This is a genomic window from Vibrio sp. RW, assembly GCF_027587105.1.
Taxonomy (GTDB): domain Bacteria; phylum Pseudomonadota; class Gammaproteobacteria; order Enterobacterales; family Vibrionaceae; genus Vibrio; species Vibrio toranzoniae.
The window spans coordinates 1-18,322 of the sequence record NZ_JAPPTM010000010.1 but is presented as its reverse complement, the minus strand read 5'-3'; the positions used below and the strand labels follow the sequence as shown (position 1 = coordinate 18,322).

At 44.6% G+C, this 18,322-nt stretch carries 13 protein-coding genes and 5 tRNA genes; 6 read left to right on the top strand and 12 right to left on the bottom strand.

What is annotated here, in order from left to right; all coding sequences use genetic code 11:
• Window positions 1-127: 127 nt before the first annotated feature.
• From OCT63_RS11075 to OCT63_RS11030, 10 genes are all read right to left on the bottom strand, one after another.
• Complete coding sequence (locus OCT63_RS11075; RefSeq protein ID WP_060466869.1) at window positions 128-1,066, bottom strand: ABC transporter permease; 939 nt, start codon at window positions 1,064-1,066, stop codon at window positions 128-130.
• A gap of 2 nt (window positions 1,067-1,068) precedes the next feature.
• The gene (locus OCT63_RS11070) at window positions 1,069-2,046 is read right to left on the bottom strand and encodes an ABC transporter permease (protein ID WP_017055555.1); all 978 of its coding nucleotides are present in this window, start codon (window positions 2,044-2,046) and stop codon (window positions 1,069-1,071) included.
• Window positions 2,047-2,226: 180 nt separating this feature from the next.
• Window positions 2,227-3,780 (bottom strand): ABC transporter substrate-binding protein, encoded by a 1,554-nt coding sequence (locus tag OCT63_RS11065; RefSeq protein ID WP_046223391.1) that lies wholly within the window; start codon window positions 3,778-3,780, stop codon window positions 2,227-2,229.
• A 93-nt stretch (window positions 3,781-3,873) separates the two neighbouring features.
• Complete coding sequence (locus tag OCT63_RS11060; protein WP_017055553.1) at window positions 3,874-5,601, bottom strand: dipeptide ABC transporter ATP-binding protein; 1,728 nt, start codon at window positions 5,599-5,601, stop codon at window positions 3,874-3,876.
• Window positions 5,602-6,265: 664 nt separating this feature from the next.
• Window positions 6,266-6,496 (bottom strand): hypothetical protein, encoded by a 231-nt coding sequence (locus OCT63_RS11055; protein ID WP_161672336.1) that lies wholly within the window; start codon window positions 6,494-6,496, stop codon window positions 6,266-6,268.
• Between the two features lie 67 nt (window positions 6,497-6,563).
• A tRNA-Pro gene (locus OCT63_RS11050) sits at window positions 6,564-6,640 on the bottom strand.
• A 55-nt stretch (window positions 6,641-6,695) separates the two neighbouring features.
• A tRNA-His gene (locus tag OCT63_RS11045) sits at window positions 6,696-6,771 on the bottom strand.
• A gap of 44 nt (window positions 6,772-6,815) precedes the next feature.
• Window positions 6,816-6,892: transfer RNA gene (locus OCT63_RS11040), tRNA-Pro, on the bottom strand.
• 77 nt (window positions 6,893-6,969) lie between these two features.
• Window positions 6,970-7,045: transfer RNA gene (locus OCT63_RS11035), tRNA-His, on the bottom strand.
• A 47-nt stretch (window positions 7,046-7,092) separates the two neighbouring features.
• Window positions 7,093-7,169 (bottom strand) — tRNA-Arg (locus OCT63_RS11030).
• Between the two features lie 297 nt (window positions 7,170-7,466).
• Here OCT63_RS11030 and OCT63_RS11025 point away from each other — a divergent pair.
• Window positions 7,467-7,880, top strand: coding sequence for a c-type cytochrome (locus OCT63_RS11025; protein ID WP_017055692.1), 414 nt, complete (start codon window positions 7,467-7,469; stop codon window positions 7,878-7,880).
• A gap of 81 nt (window positions 7,881-7,961) precedes the next feature.
• On the opposite strand, the gene rep is transcribed toward OCT63_RS11025, so the two are convergent.
• Complete coding sequence (gene rep, locus OCT63_RS11020) at window positions 7,962-9,980, bottom strand: DNA helicase Rep (RefSeq protein ID WP_161687442.1); 2,019 nt, start codon at window positions 9,978-9,980, stop codon at window positions 7,962-7,964.
• A 179-nt stretch (window positions 9,981-10,159) separates the two neighbouring features.
• Between rep and OCT63_RS11015 the strand changes: the two genes are divergently transcribed.
• The 4 genes from OCT63_RS11015 to ubiK all read left to right on the top strand — a co-directional run bounded on the left by OCT63_RS11015 (window position 10,160) and on the right by ubiK (window position 15,370).
• The gene (locus OCT63_RS11015; protein WP_017055694.1) at window positions 10,160-10,741 is read left to right on the top strand and encodes a TetR/AcrR family transcriptional regulator; all 582 of its coding nucleotides are present in this window, start codon (window positions 10,160-10,162) and stop codon (window positions 10,739-10,741) included.
• Window positions 10,742-10,759: 18 nt separating this feature from the next.
• Window positions 10,760-11,866, top strand: a complete 1,107-nt coding sequence (locus OCT63_RS11010; RefSeq protein ID WP_269983720.1) for an efflux RND transporter periplasmic adaptor subunit — start codon at window positions 10,760-10,762, stop codon at window positions 11,864-11,866.
• Between the two features lie 11 nt (window positions 11,867-11,877).
• Entirely contained in the window at window positions 11,878-15,000 is a 3,123-nt protein-coding gene (locus OCT63_RS11005; RefSeq protein WP_060466864.1) for a multidrug efflux RND transporter permease subunit, read from the top strand.
• Between the two features lie 118 nt (window positions 15,001-15,118).
• Entirely contained in the window at window positions 15,119-15,370 is a 252-nt protein-coding gene (gene ubiK, locus OCT63_RS11000) for a ubiquinone biosynthesis accessory factor UbiK (protein WP_060466863.1), read from the top strand.
• A 315-nt stretch (window positions 15,371-15,685) separates the two neighbouring features.
• Here the strand turns inward: ubiK and ilvC are convergent, their stop codons facing one another.
• Window positions 15,686-17,170 (bottom strand): ketol-acid reductoisomerase, encoded by a 1,485-nt coding sequence (ilvC, locus tag OCT63_RS10995; RefSeq protein ID WP_161672333.1) that lies wholly within the window; start codon window positions 17,168-17,170, stop codon window positions 15,686-15,688.
• 146 nt (window positions 17,171-17,316) lie between these two features.
• Between ilvC and ilvY the strand changes: the two genes are divergently transcribed.
• Window positions 17,317-18,207, top strand: a complete 891-nt coding sequence (ilvY, locus tag OCT63_RS10990) for an HTH-type transcriptional activator IlvY (protein ID WP_161672332.1) — start codon at window positions 17,317-17,319, stop codon at window positions 18,205-18,207.
• Window positions 18,208-18,322: the final 115 nt, after the last annotated feature.

Sequence of the window (18,322 nt, the reverse complement as noted above, 5' to 3'; positions counted from 1 at the left end):
TTCCATTTTAAGTATTATTGACCATACCAATAATCTATAGTTCCAGATTCATTAAGCAAAAAAAGAGCCGTAATTGCTTACGGCTCTTAGTTTAGTGACTTTTTTTGTCAAAAATCAATCTGTGCTATCACCCTTTATAAATTTTAGGGTTAAACACATCACGTAACCAGTCACCTAATAAGTTAATTACTAGAACTAATGTTACCAAAAGCACACCTGGGAATGCTGTGATCCACCATGCTCCTGAGAAGATGTAGTTAAAACCAGTACTGATCAGAGCACCCAGTGACGGTTGGTCTACCGGAAGGCCTAAGCCTAGGAAAGAAAGTGCCGCTTCTGACATAATGGCATTTGCCACCTGTACCGTTGAGATAACCAAAATCGGTGATAAACAGTTAGGTAGAATATGACGGAACATGATGCGAGGTGCTCTGAAGCCCATCACACGCGCCGCTTCTACGTACTCTTTCTTCTTCTCTGCCAATACCGATGCACGAATAGTACGAGCATACTGAGGCCATTCGGCAATACCAATGATCACCACCAGCATAACAACGGCATATTGTGCATAGAAGTCACTACCGAAACTTGCCTTAAAGATAGCCGACACAATGATCGCAACCATCATGGTTGAGAACGAAAGCTGAACATCGGCAAAACGCATCAGGAAGCTATCGATACGACCACCGAAATAGCCCGCAGAAAGACCAATGATGATACCTAGAGTCAGCTGAAGGCCAACCGCTAAGAAACCAATCGTCAATGAAAGACGCGAGCCGTAAAGCATCGTAGATAGGATGTCACGACCTTGCTCATCCGTGCCCAATAAGAAACGCTCTTCGCCGTCTTCCATCCAAGATGGTGGTAACTCTGAATCCATGATGTCGATTGAGGTCACGTCATATGGGTCCATTGGCGCTAAAATCGGCGCCGCTAGAGCCATCACTAGGAAAGCGGCAAAGACCGCAAAGCTGAACATTGCCACTTTGTCGCGTAAAAAGTAGTACAGAATGTCTGACTGCTTGAATCGCTCCCAACGAGATGGAGCTGTGGTTGTTTGTTCCATGATTATGCTCCTTTCCCTGTGATGTTCACTGTTGGGTTAATGATGCCGTATAACAAATCAACAATGGTGTTCGTAACTACGAAGATCAGGCCAACAAAGATAACGTATGCGGTAATTAGTGGTGTATCCACTCGGTTAATCGCTTCCAAGAATAGGAAGCCGGTCCCCGGCCATTGAAATACGGTTTCAGTCAGAATGGTGTACGCCACCATGGTACCGATTTGAACACCACCTACCGTTAGTACTGGCAGCATTGTGTTTTTCAAAGCGTGTTGGTAGTAAATCTTGTTCAGCGCTAGGCCTTTTGCTTTACCAAACTTGATGTATTCAGAGCTCAGAACCTCGAGCATTTCAGAGCGAACAAGACGAATGAACAGCGGCAGCATGATAGATGCCAGTGCAATACTTGGCAGTACTAAATGCGCCAAGCCATCTAGCGTTAAGAAGCCAGATTCCCACCCAAACCAATTTGCGGTATCACCCCGCCCGAATGACGGTAGCCAACCGAGTTCGATAGAGAACACATACATCAGCATGATTGCGGTTAAGAAAACCGGCACAGAGATGCCGATACTACTGCCCGCCATCACGAGCTTGGTGAAGAAACTTTTTGGATGTATTGCAGAATAAACGCCAAGTGGGATCGACAGACAAACAATGATCAGAGAAGCGCCCAACACCAGTTCCAGTGTCGCGACCAGTTTATCTAAAATTACGTCCACTGCAGGACGTTTAAAGAAATATGAAGTACCAAGATCGCCTTGTAGAGCAGCGCCTATAAAGCGAGTGTATTTTGTAACGAAGGGATCATTTAAGCCGAGTTCATCACGCAGCGCTTGACGCTCCGATTCTGAAACAGATTGACCGACTAACTCACGCAACGGGTCGCCCAGGTTATCCTGAATGGCAAACGCCACCAAACTGATCACAAACATCACTATCAGTGCCTGAAACAGGCGCTTGACCAGAAACGTAACCATTCCTTGCCCCTTATCTATCCATGACTATCTAATCGAACTCCGCGACTAGACAATAAAAAATTCAGTCTTAAAAAAGTATTTAGCCAGACTGAAGGAAAACCAAATACCAAAACTTAAATCTATTTCTTAATAATTTTGAGAGCCTGAAAAGCTTCAGGCTCTCGACTCTAGCAAGCTAGATTATTTTACAACTAGGTCGCCAAAGTAAGGCATAACCATTGGGTTTACTATATCAGCGGCACCTACGTTAGACTTCGCGCCCCACGCTTCACTCTGCCAGTGTAGAGGTACGAATACCGCATCGTTGTAAAGTGTTGCTTCAACACCTTTCAACATCTTAGAGCGTTTAACCGGGTCAGTTTCAGTGTTAGAAGCTTCTACAATTGCATCCATTTCAGGGTTTGAATAGCCAGAACAGTTGTATTGACCACGACCAGTCTCTTCGTTACGAGTCATTGTTAGGAACTCGTTGAAGTTCGCTGAATCTTCGGTATCTGAGTGCCAACCGATCATCATCATGTCTGCTGAACATAGGTCAAACTCAGGCCAGTACTGTGCTTTAGGCATCGTCTTAAGATCAACTTTGATACCAATCTTAGACAGCATTGCCGCAGACGCTTGCGCTACTTTCGCATCGTTCACGTAACGGTTGTTTGGTGCTGCCATAGTTAGTGTAAAGCCATCTTCGTAGCCCGCTTCTTTCATCAGCTCTTTCGCTTTTTTCAGATCGTAACGAGGCACTAGTTCTTCGTTGTGACCCGCGTAGCCTGTTGGGCTTTGCTGACCAGCAGCTGTCGCGAAACCTTTCATGATTTTCTTAACAATACCTTCATTGTTAATTGCATGAACGATTGCTTGACGAACACGTACGTCTTTCAACGCTTCGTTGCTGTTTTGGTTCATTTGAAGCGTAATGATACGAGTACCAGGCAGCGTTACTAAATCGATGTTCTTAGCATTTTTAACACGCTTATGATCGTTTGGTGCGACAGGGTGAATCATATCAACGTCGCCAGAAAGAAGCGCGGCGACACGTGTTGCGTCTTCTTTGATTGGTACAAGTGTTAGCTTGTCTACGTTGCCGTCAGACTCTGTGTCCCAGTAATCGTTGAAACGCTCAAACGTTACTTTAACGCCTTGCTCACGCTGCGTTACGATGAATGGACCTGTACCTGAAACGTTAGTCGAAGCGTACGAGTTACCGTGCTTAACTAGCTCAGACTTGTCTTTCCCTTCCGCGGTTTGACCAGAGTAGAACTTGCTGTCCATTGGGAAGATGTAAGTTGCTGTTTGTAGTACTAGTGGGTAAGCCGCTTTTGATACTAGTTCAACGGTGTAGTCATCCACTTTTACCATTTTCTCGTATGGCGTGAAGATAGACTTAAAGTCTGGAGAAGCTTGTAGACGATCAAAAGTCCACACAACATCATCAGCAGTCAGTTCGTTACCAGAGTGGAATTTCACACCTTTACGTAGGTTGAAGCGGAAAGTCGTTTCATCAATACGCTCCCAGCTCGATGCTAGGCGGCCTTCAAAATCCATCTCTTGTGTGAAACGTACTAGAGGGTCAAACACCATGTGAGACATTTGCAGTGTACCACCAGACAACTGCTCGTGCGGGTCAAGTGATACTGGGTCAGCTGCGTAGCCAACAGTAATATCTGCGGCTGCTACACTAAAGCTTAGTCCAGCTGCCATCAAAGCTACTGCTAATTTGCTTTTCATGGTTTTCATTGCATAACTCCTTCATGCGGGAATCCAGATCCCTAGTTGTTGTATGTGCGTCTGTTTATTTTTGTTAGCAGGCTAAACTCCAGCCTGCTGATTTTATGTCGCGGCTTGTGCCACTGCTTTTTCTTCTCTTAAACCCGTAAATTCAGGCATTAAAGAAATTAGGTGTTTGCTGTATTCATGTTGAGGCGATTGGAACAGCTGCTCTGTTGGCGCTACTTCCAGTAATTCCCCCATTTGCATCACGCCAACACGATCACACATTTGGCGAATAACCGGTAAATCGTGACTGATGAACAGCATGGTTAGGTTGAGCTCGTCTTGCAGGTCTTTCAATAGATTAAGGATCTGAGCCTGTACTGACACATCCAGCGCCGAGGTAGGTTCATCACAAATTAATAGACGAGGACGAGTTGCCAGAGCGCGAGCAATAGAGATACGCTGACGTTGGCCACCTGAGAATTCGTGCGGGTACTTCACCCCTGACATCTTGCCTAAACCAACGTGATCAAGCAGGTCGTTCACGATCTGACGAGTTTCATTCTCGTTACGAGTCAGCTTATGAAATCGGATAGGTTCCGCAATGATGTCGAATATTTTCATTCGAGGGTTCATTGATGTGTATGGGTTTTGGAAAACCATCTGCATTTGGCGACGCATTGGACGACGCTCTTTCTCAGACTTAAGTCCTGTCAGATCAATCCCTTCAAAAGTCACTTTGCCTGAGTTTGGTGCGTACAAACCAGCAATAACACGAGCAATCGTTGATTTACCTGAACCGGATTCACCGACTAGACCAAACGTTTCGCCTTCATGTACTTCAAAGCTGACGTTATTTGACGCTTGAACGTACTCACGACGGCTCTCAAAGAAGGAATCTTTGGTGGTGAAGCGCAAGTTTACGTTTTCAACGTTCAGCAGTGGACCAGTGTAATCACGGTGATCTTGGCTTTGACCTAACCAGTGGTTTTTCACATCCAGTGGTGCCATCTCTTGCGCTTCTTCGATGTAGCTCACGGTAGGGAAACGATCGAGTTTACGATCTGAGCGCGGAACCGCTGAAATAAGACTGTGTGTGTAGGGGTGCTCAGGAGTACCCAGAACTTTCGCTGTTGGGCCAAACTCAACTAAATCACCACGATACATGACGGCTACGCGATCAGTAACGTTAGATACCACGCCCATGTCGTGCGTGACTAACATGCAACCCACGTTTTTCTTAATACATAGCTCGCGAATCAAGCCCAAGATTTGGTCTTGGATTGACACATCCAGTGCCGTTGTTGGTTCATCGGCAATGATAAGGTCAGGTTCACCTGCCAAGGCGATCGCGATAACCACACGCTGACGCATACCACCAGAGAATTGGTGTGGGTACTGCTTTAAACGATTTTCTGGTTGCGGGATACCCACTTGGTTCATCAAGTCTAATGAGCGCTGGTAGGCTTCTTGATCTGAAACCTTCATGTTGGCATGAATCGTCTCTTTTAACTGCTGCTCTACGGTGAATAGAGGGTTAAGAGACGTCATTGGATCTTGGAAGATAAAACCAATCTTTGAGCCGCGAACAGAACGCATCTGTTCAGGAGATAGACCTGAGACTTTTTCGCCATCCAGAAATACCTCGCCGCTAGCAATGCGGCCGGGAGGGCTCAGCAAATCGATCACAGCATTACCTACTGTTGATTTACCTGCACCAGACTCGCCTACAACACCAACAATCTCACCACGTTCAATACTGAACGAGAGTGATTTAACTGCGGCGTGAACTCCATGACGAGATGGGTATTCGATACGAAGATTTTTTACTTCTAAAAGTGACATTACCAGACCTCTACTGCTTTGGCAGCTTTCTGCCCTGTCTGCAAAATTGAATCCATTCTTACCAGAATATTGTTCTGATATTTTATACGGTTGACAATTTGGCAAATAATTCACAGAAAAGCAACAAAAATAGGATAAAAAGTCGACATCAAACGCTTAACAGGCAAAAGTATCACATAAATATTCACATAAGAAGCATATAGTAATAAAAATCAACATTATATTATCGGCGATAAATTCTCACAAACCCCATACAACTACTTACTTGTAGAGCTAAAATTATAGCTAAAAGCAGATCTCACTATTAGTCACTGAAAACAAATAATTATTCCAAAAAACAATTAACACTATAGAAACAAACTCTACATTTTACACTTTAAGCAAACAAAACAACTAGATAGGAATATATAAGCCAGATATTTAACCACCCACATAGCTACAGTAAATATAAAACAACAAACCTAAAAGCTTGATAAATTAGATGAGATTTTGAGGTATTTGACCGAAAGAAAGTTGTCAGATATAGCTCTTAGTGACCAAATCCGGGGCCAAGTTTCTCTTTTCACAAAATCCGTAGACCAAACACATTAATTTGTCGAATTATTGATCGGTAATTTTAGATAAAACTAGATATAGATCTTCGAGTTTAATAAGGCGAGTCTCTCTATGAAAAACCAAGAATCGAGAAAATCCAAGGTGGGATACCGGTATATGAATGAGGGGATCTTACTGAGGAGGTGCCAGGAGAGTGACCTAACTCAACTCGCTCCATGCCATCAGAAACAATAATTGAGAATACCAGTACGACAGATGTAAAAAAGCCCCACTCTTTCGACTGAGCTTTCTTAAAGGTGGTCGGTGAAGAGACATTCTTTGAACACCAGGCGAACCCCACTTGAGTTCCAATCGAGTGATCTACAGATGAAAAAAAGCCCCGTCATTTCTGACGGGGCTTCTTAAGGTGGTCGGTGAAGAGGGATTCGAACCCCCGACCCTCTGGTCCCAAACCAGATGCGCTACCAAGCTGCGCTATTCACCGAGACGTTTCGTTTGATTTATCAAACTGGGAACTTCAAAAAAGCTACCAAAATTAATGGGGTGGCTAACGAGATTCGAACTCGCGACCACCGGAATCACAATCCAGGGCTCTACCAACTGAGCTATAGCCACCACTAACTTTTTATATAACCGCTTAACAGCCATTATTGAAATAGTGGTCGGTGAAGAGGGATTCGAACCCCCGACCCTCTGGTCCCAAACCAGATGCGCTACCAAGCTGCGCTATTCACCGACTAGTTTTGTCTCGACTCAGGGAATATTAAGTCAACACAGGAAGCCTAGGCTACCATTATTTTTTAAAAGAAAGAATGGGGTGGCTAACGAGATTCGAACTCGCGACCACCGGAATCACAATCCAGGGCTCTACCAACTGAGCTATAGCCACCATTGTTTCTTTGTGCCAATTTTCACTTACCTAAGTAAGAGACCGGATGGCGCGCCTGAAAGGATTCGAACCTTCGGCCTTTGGCTCCGGAGGCCAACGCTCTATCCAGCTGAGCTACAGGCGCATGCCCTGTCGGCGGAGTGGAATAATACGTAGATCACCCAATGCCGTCTAGTACTTTTTTAACTTTTTTTTCTGTTTGGTCTCTTTTTCGACAGTTAATATGTGATAAACCCCTTATTTGAGTACTACAACCTGTCACAGCTTATAAGTTGTTGTTTATTGCAACAACTTATCGGGATATAATCACCCATTATTTACATTGGTTTAACAGTCGCTCTTTGCTGCTCAAATCAAAACACCCTTCCAACACTATAAATTGGTAAGCATGTACTTACCTTGGGAATGTAAAGTGAGTTTAATGGATATGTCTCGTCGAATTTTAAGCGTTGTCATCGCAGTTTTAACCTTTTCAACTGGCGCAATGGCTTCAGGCCTAAGCGAAGCAGAGCAAGATATAATTGCAGAACGCATCAAGCCAGTTGGTCAAGTATACCTAGTCGGCAGTGAGCCAGTAGCCGCAGAACCAACAGGCCCTCGCGACGGCGCAACCGTTTATGGTACTTTTTGTATCGCTTGTCACGCATCTGGCGTAAGTGGCGCACCTAAAAAAGGTGATGCGGGTGACTGGGGGCCTCGAATTGCTCAGGGTCGCGACATTCTAGCGGACCACGCAATCAACGGCTTCAATGCAATGCCAGCGAAAGGTTCATGTATGGATTGTTCAGACGACGAAATCAAAGATGCTATCGAGCACATGATTGCTGGTCTGTAATTAAAAATATCAAATTCAAAAAAGGTGACCTGATGGTCACCTTTTTTATTGTCTTTTATATAGTGCTAGTTAAGTAGAGCATTACTTCTTATTGAACATCGCACGAATGTTAGCAATGTGCGCCTGCCCTTTTTCCATTCTTTCTTCAGCGGATTGAGGTTTCTTGACGCTTTCCCACTCCACGTCATCATGCGGCAACTCATCAAGAAAGCGGCTTTGGGTTGGCTTGATCAATTCACCATACTGACGACGTTCACGACACTTAGTAAAAGTCAGCTCTTTTTGTGCGCGAGTTATACCCACGTACATTAAACGACGCTCTTCTTCTACATTGCCTTCATCAACGCTGGTTTGGTGAGGTAAAATGCCCTCTTCCGCTCCCATTAAAAATACATATGGAAACTCCAAGCCTTTCGATGCATGCAGTGTCATTAACTGAACTTGGTCAGCATCATCGTCATCTTCTCCACGTTCCATCATGTCGCGCAAAGTTAAGCGCTGAACGACTTCTCTTAGTGTTTTCTCTTCTTTATCATAATTGTCACCTTCTAAGTCAGCCACAATCCAACTATAAAGGTCAGAGACGTTTTTCATTCTCATTTCAGCGGCTTTCGGGCTCGTCGAGGTTTCGTATAACCAATCTTCATAGTTAATATCGCGTACCAAAGCACGAACCGCTTCCACGGTGTTACCACGCTCAGCGTTATCCGATATACGAACGATCCAATCACTGAAACGACGCAGATTTTCTAAACCACGGCCAGTCAATGTTTGCTCCAAGCCCATCTCAAAGCTGGCTTCAAATAGACTTTTGCCACGCATATTGGCGTAGCTGCCCAATTTCTCAAGCGTAACCGGGCCAATTTCGCGACGCGGCGTGTTTACAATACGTAGGAAGGCGTTGTCATCATCTGGGTTCACCAACACACGCAGGTAAGCCATGATGTCTTTTATCTCTGCTCTAGCGAAGAAAGAGGTGCCACCAGAGATCTTGTAAGGCACACGGTTTTGCATTAAGGCTTTTTCAATCAAGCGAGATTGGTGGTTACCTCGGTAAAGCACCGCATAATCTTTGTACTCTGTGCGGTTCAAAAACTTGTGTGCAATGATCTCACCGGTAATACGTTCGGCTTCGTGCTCTTCATTCTTGGCATTCAATACCTTGAGCTTTTCACCATCAGGGATCTCAGAGAACAGCGATTTCTCATACACGTGCGGGTTATTGGCGATCAAGATGTTCGCGGCACGCAAGATTCGGCTGGTTGAGCGATAGTTTTGCTCTAGCTTGATCAAACGCAGATTAGGGTAATCCTCACCAAGCAGCACCAAGTTTTGCGGTTTTGCGCCACGCCACGAGTAAATGGATTGGTCGTCATCACCTACTACCGTAAGACGTCCTCTTTCACCCACCAACAATCGCACCAATTCATATTGGCTGGTGTTGGTATCTTGGTATTCATCCACAAGTAGGTAGCGAATGCGCGACTGCCAACGTTCACGCACTTCTTGATTGGTTTTGAGTAGCAATACTGGCATCGCAATCAAATCATCAAAATCGAGTGCGTTATAGGCCTTCATCTGTTTTTGGTACATCTCAAAGCAGAAAGCAAACAACTGCTCTTGTTCGCCTTGAGCGCGCGCTTTCGCCTGTTCTGGCGTCAGCATGTCGTTTTTCCAGTTCGAAATGGTACTCATCAATGCGCGCAGCAGATCCTTATCACCATCGATCTGCCTTTCTGTTAGCTCTTTTAATAGCGCTAACTGGTCTTGGTCATCAAACAGAGAGAAACCCGCTTTCAGACCCAGCGCTTTATATTCACGACGAATAATTGTTAAACCCATGGTATGAAATGTTGAAACGATCAGACCTTTTGATTCATTTTTACCTAGGGTTTGTCCAACACGCTCTTTCATTTCGCGAGCCGCTTTATTGGTAAAAGTGACCGCTGCAATATTACGAGCTTTGTAGCCACACTCTTGAACCAAGTAAGCAATCTTATTGGTGATAACACGTGTTTTGCCTGATCCTGCACCCGCTAATACTAAGCAGGGGCCTGAAACATACTTCACGGCTTCATCTTGTCTTGGGTTCAGTTTCATTGGGTTCTCAATTTGGTCTAGAGGTGCGAATTAAATTGCGCGTCTATAATAATGCTGCAATAGCATGATTGCTATGCTCTCTTATATAAGATTTTTACGTTATTTGTGCAAAATTTTGTTGCACACGTGTATAGTTATCAGGCTACAATGAATGAACGTTCATTCATCGGTGATGGAAAATGACAGCTCATACACCTCAGGATAAACGCCAACAAATACTTTCTGCCGCTGAAAAGCTAATTGCAGAGGTCGGCTTTCAAGGCCTCTCAATGCAAAAATTAGCGAAAGAAGCAGGAGTAGCTGCAGGCACTATCTACCGCTACTTCGATGATAAAGACCACTTGATAGATGATGTTCGAGTGCTCGTAACTCAACGAGTAGCGGATGCTGTTCAAAAAGGGGTTAATGATTCGGATCCAATAAAGCAACGCTATAGAACCATGTGGTTAAACATATGGAGCTTATCGGGAACGAATTTAGCCGCGATTAAAAATCAGGTTCAATATGACTCTTTACCCGTGACAAATAGCCAAGACTTCAGGGAACTAGAACGTAAAATGTTTGCCCAAGTTGAGCTGCTATTTAATGAGGGCAAAGAGCGAGGGTTATTTAAACCACTTGATAATGAAGTATTAAGTGGCTTGAGCTTAGCAGCTAGTGTCTCGCTAGCACGTAAGCATTCTTTAGGATTTTACCAACTCGACGAGGCTGCACTAGAAGCGGCAATAGAAGCCTGTTGGGATGCAATAATTAAACACTAGATTGGAGTTTTGACCATAATGAAAAAGTGGACTTTCTTCATGTTACTCATCGCTGTACTGCTTTTCGGCAGCGTTATTGGGTTTAACATGTTCAAACAACAAAAAATTGCTGAGTTTATGGCCAACCGTCCTGAGCCAGAGTTTCCAGTAACGGTAACTGAAGTTCAGCCGATCGACTGGGTTCCGGTGATTGAGGCAATCGGCTTCATTGAACCAAACCAAGGTGTCACTCTAGCAAACGAAACCAGTGGTGTTATCGATCAAATTTCCTTCGAGTCAGGTACTGAAGTTAAGAGTGGTCAGCAACTGGTTCGTCTTGACTCTGGTGTGGAAAAAGCAAACCTAAAGAGCTCTGAAGCTCGTTTGCCTGCTGCTAAAGCAAAATACAAGCGCTACCAAGGTCTATTCAAAAAAGGCTCTATCTCTAAAGAAGCATACGATGAAGCAGAAGCGAACTACTTCTCTCTCTCTGCTGATATTGAAAGCCTAAAAGCATCGATTGAACGTCGTGAAATCCGCGCACCGTTTGATGGTAAGGTTGGTATTCGTAATGTGTACTTAGGTCAATACCTGCAATCGGGTACGGATATTGTTCGCTTAGAAGACACCAGTGTCATGCGCCTGCGCTTCACGGTTTCTCAAACTGATATCTCTCGCATCAACGTTGGCCAAGCGATCGACATCTTTGTTGATGCTTATCCTGAAACACCTTTTGAAGGCTCTATCAGTGCTATTGAACCTGCAGTAAGCATCCAAAGTGGTCTTATTCAAGTTCAGGCAGACATTCCAAACAATGATGGCAAGCTTCGTAGCGGCATGTTCGCTCGCGCTAACATCATTTTACCTAAATTAGAGAACCAAGTAGCTCTGCCTCAAACAGCCATTACTTTTACTCTATACGGTGACAATGTTTATATCATAACGGAAGAAGATGGGGTTCAACGTGTTGCTCAACATGTTGTAAAAGTAGGCGAACGTACCGCTGATATCGCTCATATTCTTGAGGGTGTGAAAGCCGGTGATACGGTTGTCACTTCAGGCCAAGTACGTCTAAGTAATGGTGCCAAAGTTAAGATTGTTGAAAGTGATGCCATCACTCCACCATCTGAAACACCTAAGCTGTAACTGGAGGCACAATGCGCTTTACTGATGTTTTTATTAAACGTCCAGTTCTAGCGGTATCCATCAGCTTTTTGATTGCGCTGCTTGGCTTACAAGCAATCTTCAAAATGCAGGTGCGTGAATACCCTGAAATGACGAATACCGTCGTAACCGTTACTACGAGTTACTACGGTGCAAGTGCCGATCTTATCCAAGGCTTTATCACCCAGCCCCTCGAACAGGCTGTGGCTCAAGCGGATAATATCGACTATATGACCTCTTCTTCTGTTCTCGGTAGTTCAACGATTACCGTGAACATGAAGCTGAACACCGACCCGAATGCAGCGCTGTCTGACATACTGGCCAAGACGAACTCGGTTCGTTCGCAGCTTCCAAAAGAAGCCGAAGACCCAACTGTAACTATGTCTACCGGTTCAACGACGGCGGTCCTCTACATTGGTTTTACCAGTGATGAGTTAGTATCGAGCCAAATTACCGATTATCTAGAGCGTGTTATCAACCCGCAGCTATTTACGGTAAACGGCGTATCTAAAGTTGACCTATATGGTGGTATGAAATACGCACTACGCGTATGGCTAGACCCCTCAAAAATGGCAGCGGTTAGCCTAACTGCATCTGATGTGATGACGGTACTGAACGCTAACAACTACCAATCAGCTACGGGTCAAGCGACTGGTGAGTTCGTGCTTTATAACGGCAGTGCAGATACTCAGGTATCAAACACTGAAGAATTAGAGAACCTAGTAGTGAAGAGCGGTGAAGGTGAGATCATTCGTCTATCCGACATCGCTAAGGTCTCTTTAGAGAAAAGCCACGATATTTACCGAGCAAGTGCCAACGGTCGAGAAGCAGTTGTTGCAGCGATTAACGCGGCACCAAGTGCTAACCCAATCAATATTGCAGCCGATGTACTTGAGCTTCTTCCTCAGTTAGAGAAGAACCTGCCAAGCAACATATCAATGAACGTGATGTATGACTCGACCATTGCGATTAATGAGTCTATTCAAGAAGTTATCAAAACTATTCTTGAGGCTGCCTTAATTGTATTGATCGTTATTACCTTGTTCCTTGGTTCATTCCGTGCAGTTCTTATTCCTATCGTTACTATCCCACTATCACTTATTGGTGTGGCAATGGTAATGCAAGCAATGGGCTTCTCGTGGAACCTGATGACACTACTGGCCATGGTACTCGCCATCGGTCTAGTGGTAGATGATGCGATCGTAGTACTCGAAAACGTTGACCGGCATATCAAGCTCGGGGAATCTCCTTTCCGAGCTGCCATTATCGGTACCCGTGAAATTGCGGTTCCCGTTATCGCGATGACACTAACGCTAGGTGCGGTATACGCTCCTATCGCTATGATGGGTGGTATTACAGGCTCGTTGTTTAAAGAGTTTGCATTAACCCTGGCTGGTTCGGTTTTTGTATCGGGTATCGTGGCACTGACGCTATCGCCTATGATGTGTTCAAAAATGCTAAAAGCTCATGCAGAACCAAGCAAATTTGAACTAAAAGTACATAGCGTATTGGATGGTATGACTAACCGCTACGAGCGTATGCTTGGTGCGGTTATGCAACATCGTCCAGTGTTCATTGGCTTTGCTATCATCGTATTTGCAAGTTTGCCGTTGTTGTTCAAGTTCATCCCGAGTGAGTTAGCACCTTCAGAAGATAAAGGTGTAATCATGTTGATGGGTACAGCACCATCGAATGCGAACTTAGACTTCATGCAAAATACCATGAATAGCGTAAACACCATTCTTTCTGACCAGCCAGAAGTCGCTTACGCACAAGTGTTTACAGGTGTACCAAATGCAAACCAAGCCTTTGGTATCGCATCGATGGTTCCTTGGAGCGAACGTGAAGCAAGCCAGTCTGAAGTAACAAACCGTGTTGGTAATTTGGTGAAAGATGTCCCTGGTATGGCCGTAACAGCCTTCCAAATGCCAGAACTTCCAGGTGCAGGGTCAGGCCTTCCTGTTCAGTTTGTTATTACCACACCGAACAGCTTCGAGAGCCTATTCCAAATTACAACAGAGATCTTAGCCGAAGTATCTACTAACCCGCTGTTCGTTTATTCAGATCTTGATTTGAACTACGACTCAGCAACGATGAAGATCCATATCGACAAAGACAAAGCGGGGGCTTACGGCGTGACCATGCAAGACATTGGTATCACTTTAGGTACTATGATGTCTGATGGTTACGTAAACCGTATCGACTTGAATGGTCGTTCTTACGAGGTTATCCCTCAAGTTGAACGTAAGTTCCGTCTAAACCCAGAATCGATGAACAACTACTACGTGCGTGCAGCAGACGGAAACGCTGTACCTCTAGGCAGTTTGATTACGATTGATGTTGTGGCAGAGCCTCGTTCTCTTCCTCACTTCAACCAATTGAACTCAGCTACGATTGGTGCAGTACCTGCTCCAGGCGCTGCAATGGGTGATGCAATTGCATGGTTTGAAGACACGGCAGCGAATAAGCTTCCAAGTGGCTACAACCACGATTACATGGGTGAAGCACGTCAATACGTAACAGAAGGTAGCGCACTTTACGCAACCTTTGGTTTAGCTTTGGCTATCATCTTCTTGGTATTGGCGATTCAGTTCGAATCTCTGAAAGATCCATTGGTTATCATGGTATCTGTACCACTTGCGATTTGTGGTGCCCTAATCGCTCTGGCTTGGGGTGCTGCAACCATGAACATCTACTCACAAGTAGGTCTCATAACCTTGGTTGGCTTGATTACCAAACACGGTATCTTGATCTGTGAAGTAGCGAAAGAAGAGCAACTACACAATGGCAAGACGCGTATTGAAGCCGTTATGGAAGCGGCGAAGGTTCGTCTTCGTCCAATCCTAATGACGACTGCTGCGATGATTGCGGGTCTAATCCCACTGATGTATGCAACGGGTGCAGGTGCGGCTCAACGTTTCAGTATCGGTATTGTAATCGTTGCTGGTCTAGCGATTGGTACATTGTTTACCTTGTTTGTACTGCCAGTGATTTACAGTTACTTGGCTGAAAAGCACAAACCTCTACCTGTATTTGTTGAAGACAAAGATCTAGAAAAGCTAGCTCGTGTCGATGAAGCAAAGGCTGCGCAGAGAGGATTCGCTGACAATAAGTAATCGCTAAGTCGTAAAACAATGAAAAAGGCTACTTCGGTGGCCTTTTTTTATACGCGATAGGCGACATCTCAGGTGTGATTAAATAGAATAGTGATAAATAGTCAGGAGTTTAATTGATATGTTTGATCCAAAAAAACTAGAGCAAATTGCTAAGCAGATCCACGACTCTATGCCTCAGCCAGTGAAAGAACTGGGTTCAGACGTAGACCAAAAGGTTCGCCAAGTTATCCAAGGCCAACTGAATAAGCTAGACGTTGTCAGCCGTGAAGAGTTTGATGTTCAAACACAGGTGCTGCTGCGCACTCGTCAAAAGCTGACGGAAATGGAACAGAAGCTAGCTGAACTAGAAGATAAGCTTGCTGACAAGTAAGCATTCAAGCGAGAAGATATATGAAGGGTTGACGTGAGAACGTCAGCCCTTTTTTATGCGGACGAGAACTCAAATAATGAATAGTTTCCTGACCACGTTCCTTCGTCACTTTCGGGAATGACTTAGCTTGAAAGCCATCATTCTCTGGTACGCGAAGCATTCTCGATACCGCCCCTTGAAAAGCAAAAAGGCTTGGTCAACGGCGACCAAGCCTTTTTATTAGATGTTGTGTTGCTGAATAATGGCTCCAACCTATAAGGAGCTAGTGATACTGCTTTGCTTTTTCTACAAGTTTATCAGTATCTAAGCGACGAATTAACCACCTACAGCGATACGCTTCATGTCGCTCATGTAGCTACGTAGCTCTTCACCAATGTACTCTACAGGGTGGTTACGGATAGCTTCGTTTACTTCAATCAGCTTAGCGTTATCTACTTGGTTAGATGTTTCACCTAGACCGCGACCGATTACGTCCGTTGCAACTGAAGGCATGAACTGCTCGCGTAGTAGCGGTGTTGCTACGTTTGCGAATAGGTAGTTACCGTACTCAGCAGTATCAGAGATTACAACGTTCATTTCGTACAGACGCTTACGAGCAACTGTGTTTGCAATTAATGGAAGCTCATGTAGAGATTCGTAGTAAGCAGACTCATCGATGATACCTGATGCCGTCATAGCTTCGAATGCGAGCTCAACACCGGCACGAACCATAGCAACCATTAGGATACCGTTGTCGAAGTACTCTTGCTCTGAGATTTCTACGTCAGAAGCTGGGTAGTTTTCGAATGCCGTTTCGCCTGTCTCTTCACGCCAGCCTAGTAGGTTCACATCATCGTTCGCCCAGTCAGCCATCATAGTGCTAGAGAAGTGACCAGAAATGATGTCATCCATGTGCTTGTTGTAAAGCGGACGCATTAGATCTTTCAGCTCTTCAGAAAGCTCAAACGCTTTAACTTTAGCAGGGTTAGATAGACGATCCATCATGTGAGTGACACCACCGAACTTAAGTGCTTCGGTAATCGTTTCCCAACCGTATTGTAGAAGTTTCCCTGCATAGCCTGGTTCGATACCATCGGCAATCATCTTCTCGTAAGATACGATAGAACCTGCTTGTAGCATGCCACATAGAATGGTTTGCTCACCCATAAGGTCAGATTTAACTTCCGCTACGAATGAAGATTCTAGACAACCAGCACGGTGACCACCTGTACCAGCAGCCCAAGCTTTAGCGATATCCCAGCCTTCGCCCTTAGGGTCATTTTCTGGGTGAACCGCGATCAATGTTGGAACACCGAAGCCACGCTTGTACTCTTCACGTACTTCAGAGCCTGGGCACTTAGGTGCAACCATTACAACGGTAAGGTCAGCACGTAATTGCATGCCTTCTTCAACAACGTTGAAACCATGAGAGTAACCAAGAGCAGCACCTTGTTTCATTAGAGGCATTACTGTCTCAACAACATTAGTGTGTTGCTTATCAGGAGTAAGGTTAATCACTAGGTCTGCTTGAGGGATTAACGTTTCGTAGCTACCAACTGCAAAGCCGTTTTCGTCAGCGTTCTTGAATGATTGACGCTTCTCATCAATTGCCGCTTGGCGTAGAGCGTAAGATACATCTAGACCAGAATCACGCATGTTTAGACCTTGGTTCAGGCCTTGAGCACCACAGCCAACAATGACGATCTTCTTACCTTCAAGGTATTCAGCTTCAGTCGTAAATTCTTCACGATCCATGAAACGGCAGCGACCTAATTGGTCTAGTTGCTCACGAAGGTTTAATGTATTGAAATAGTTAGCCATTGTAGGGCACTCCTTTAAAAATAAGTCCGTAAGGTCGATATCTCTCTATCGAATGACTTCATACTAAAACAGACACTCCGTTGCTGAAAGTGATATATTCACAATTAGTCATTGCAATAAATGCAACATGGAAACGATCGCAGAACATGAACATAAAGTCTCTACAATTATTTATACATTTATGTGATAGCAAGAGTTTCAGCAAAACCGCTGCTGCTATGCACGTCAGTCCTTCAGCGCTGAGTCGTCAAATACAAAAGCTTGAGGAAGAAACAGGGCAAGAACTGCTTATCAGGGATAACCGCAGTGTTGATCTCACTCCAGCAGGCAAACACTTACTGCCTGTCGCATTGAACATTGTTGGGGAATGGCAGCAATACAACCTTCACTTAAAGGGTGGCGAACAGGAGCTGAAAGGTGAAATACGTATATTTTGTTCCGTGACAGCAAGCTACAGTCATCTCCCAGAGCTCATTACTGAATTCAGAGCCATTCATCCATATATTGAATTCAAACTTTCTACAGGTGACCCAGCTCAATCTATCGATAAGATCCTAAATGACGAAGCGGATATTGCGATCTCGGCGAAGCCAGACATCCTTCCTTCAAGATTAGAATTCGAAACCATCAGTGATATTCCACTATCAGTTATTATTCCATCCGGTGTCAGTAGCTTTAGCCAACAAATTCAATCTGACAAACCTAACTGGAATGCAATACCTTTTATTATCCCTGAAGCGGGTACAGCGCGTGACCGAGCCAATACATGGTTCAAAAAAATGAAGATAAAGCCCAATATTTACGCTCAGGTGTCAGGCCATGAGGCGATTGTAAGTATGGTTGCACTGGGTTGTGGAGTGGGTATTGCGCCTGATGTTGTAATTAACAACAGCCCAGTAAGAGATAAAGTCGCTCGCTTAAAGATAGAGCCAATCAAGCCTTTTGAATTAGGAGTTTGCTGTAAACGATCTCAACTTGAGAACCCTCTGATCAGAGCATTCTGGCAGGTTGCAGAAGGGAAATATTTAACGGACTAGCAATAATAGCTATCTATCAATACGCAAAAAGAGAAGAGCACATCAGTGCTCTTCTCTTTTTTATTTCTTAAATTTCAGATAATAAAAAAGCCCGCTGATTTCTCAGCGGGCTTTT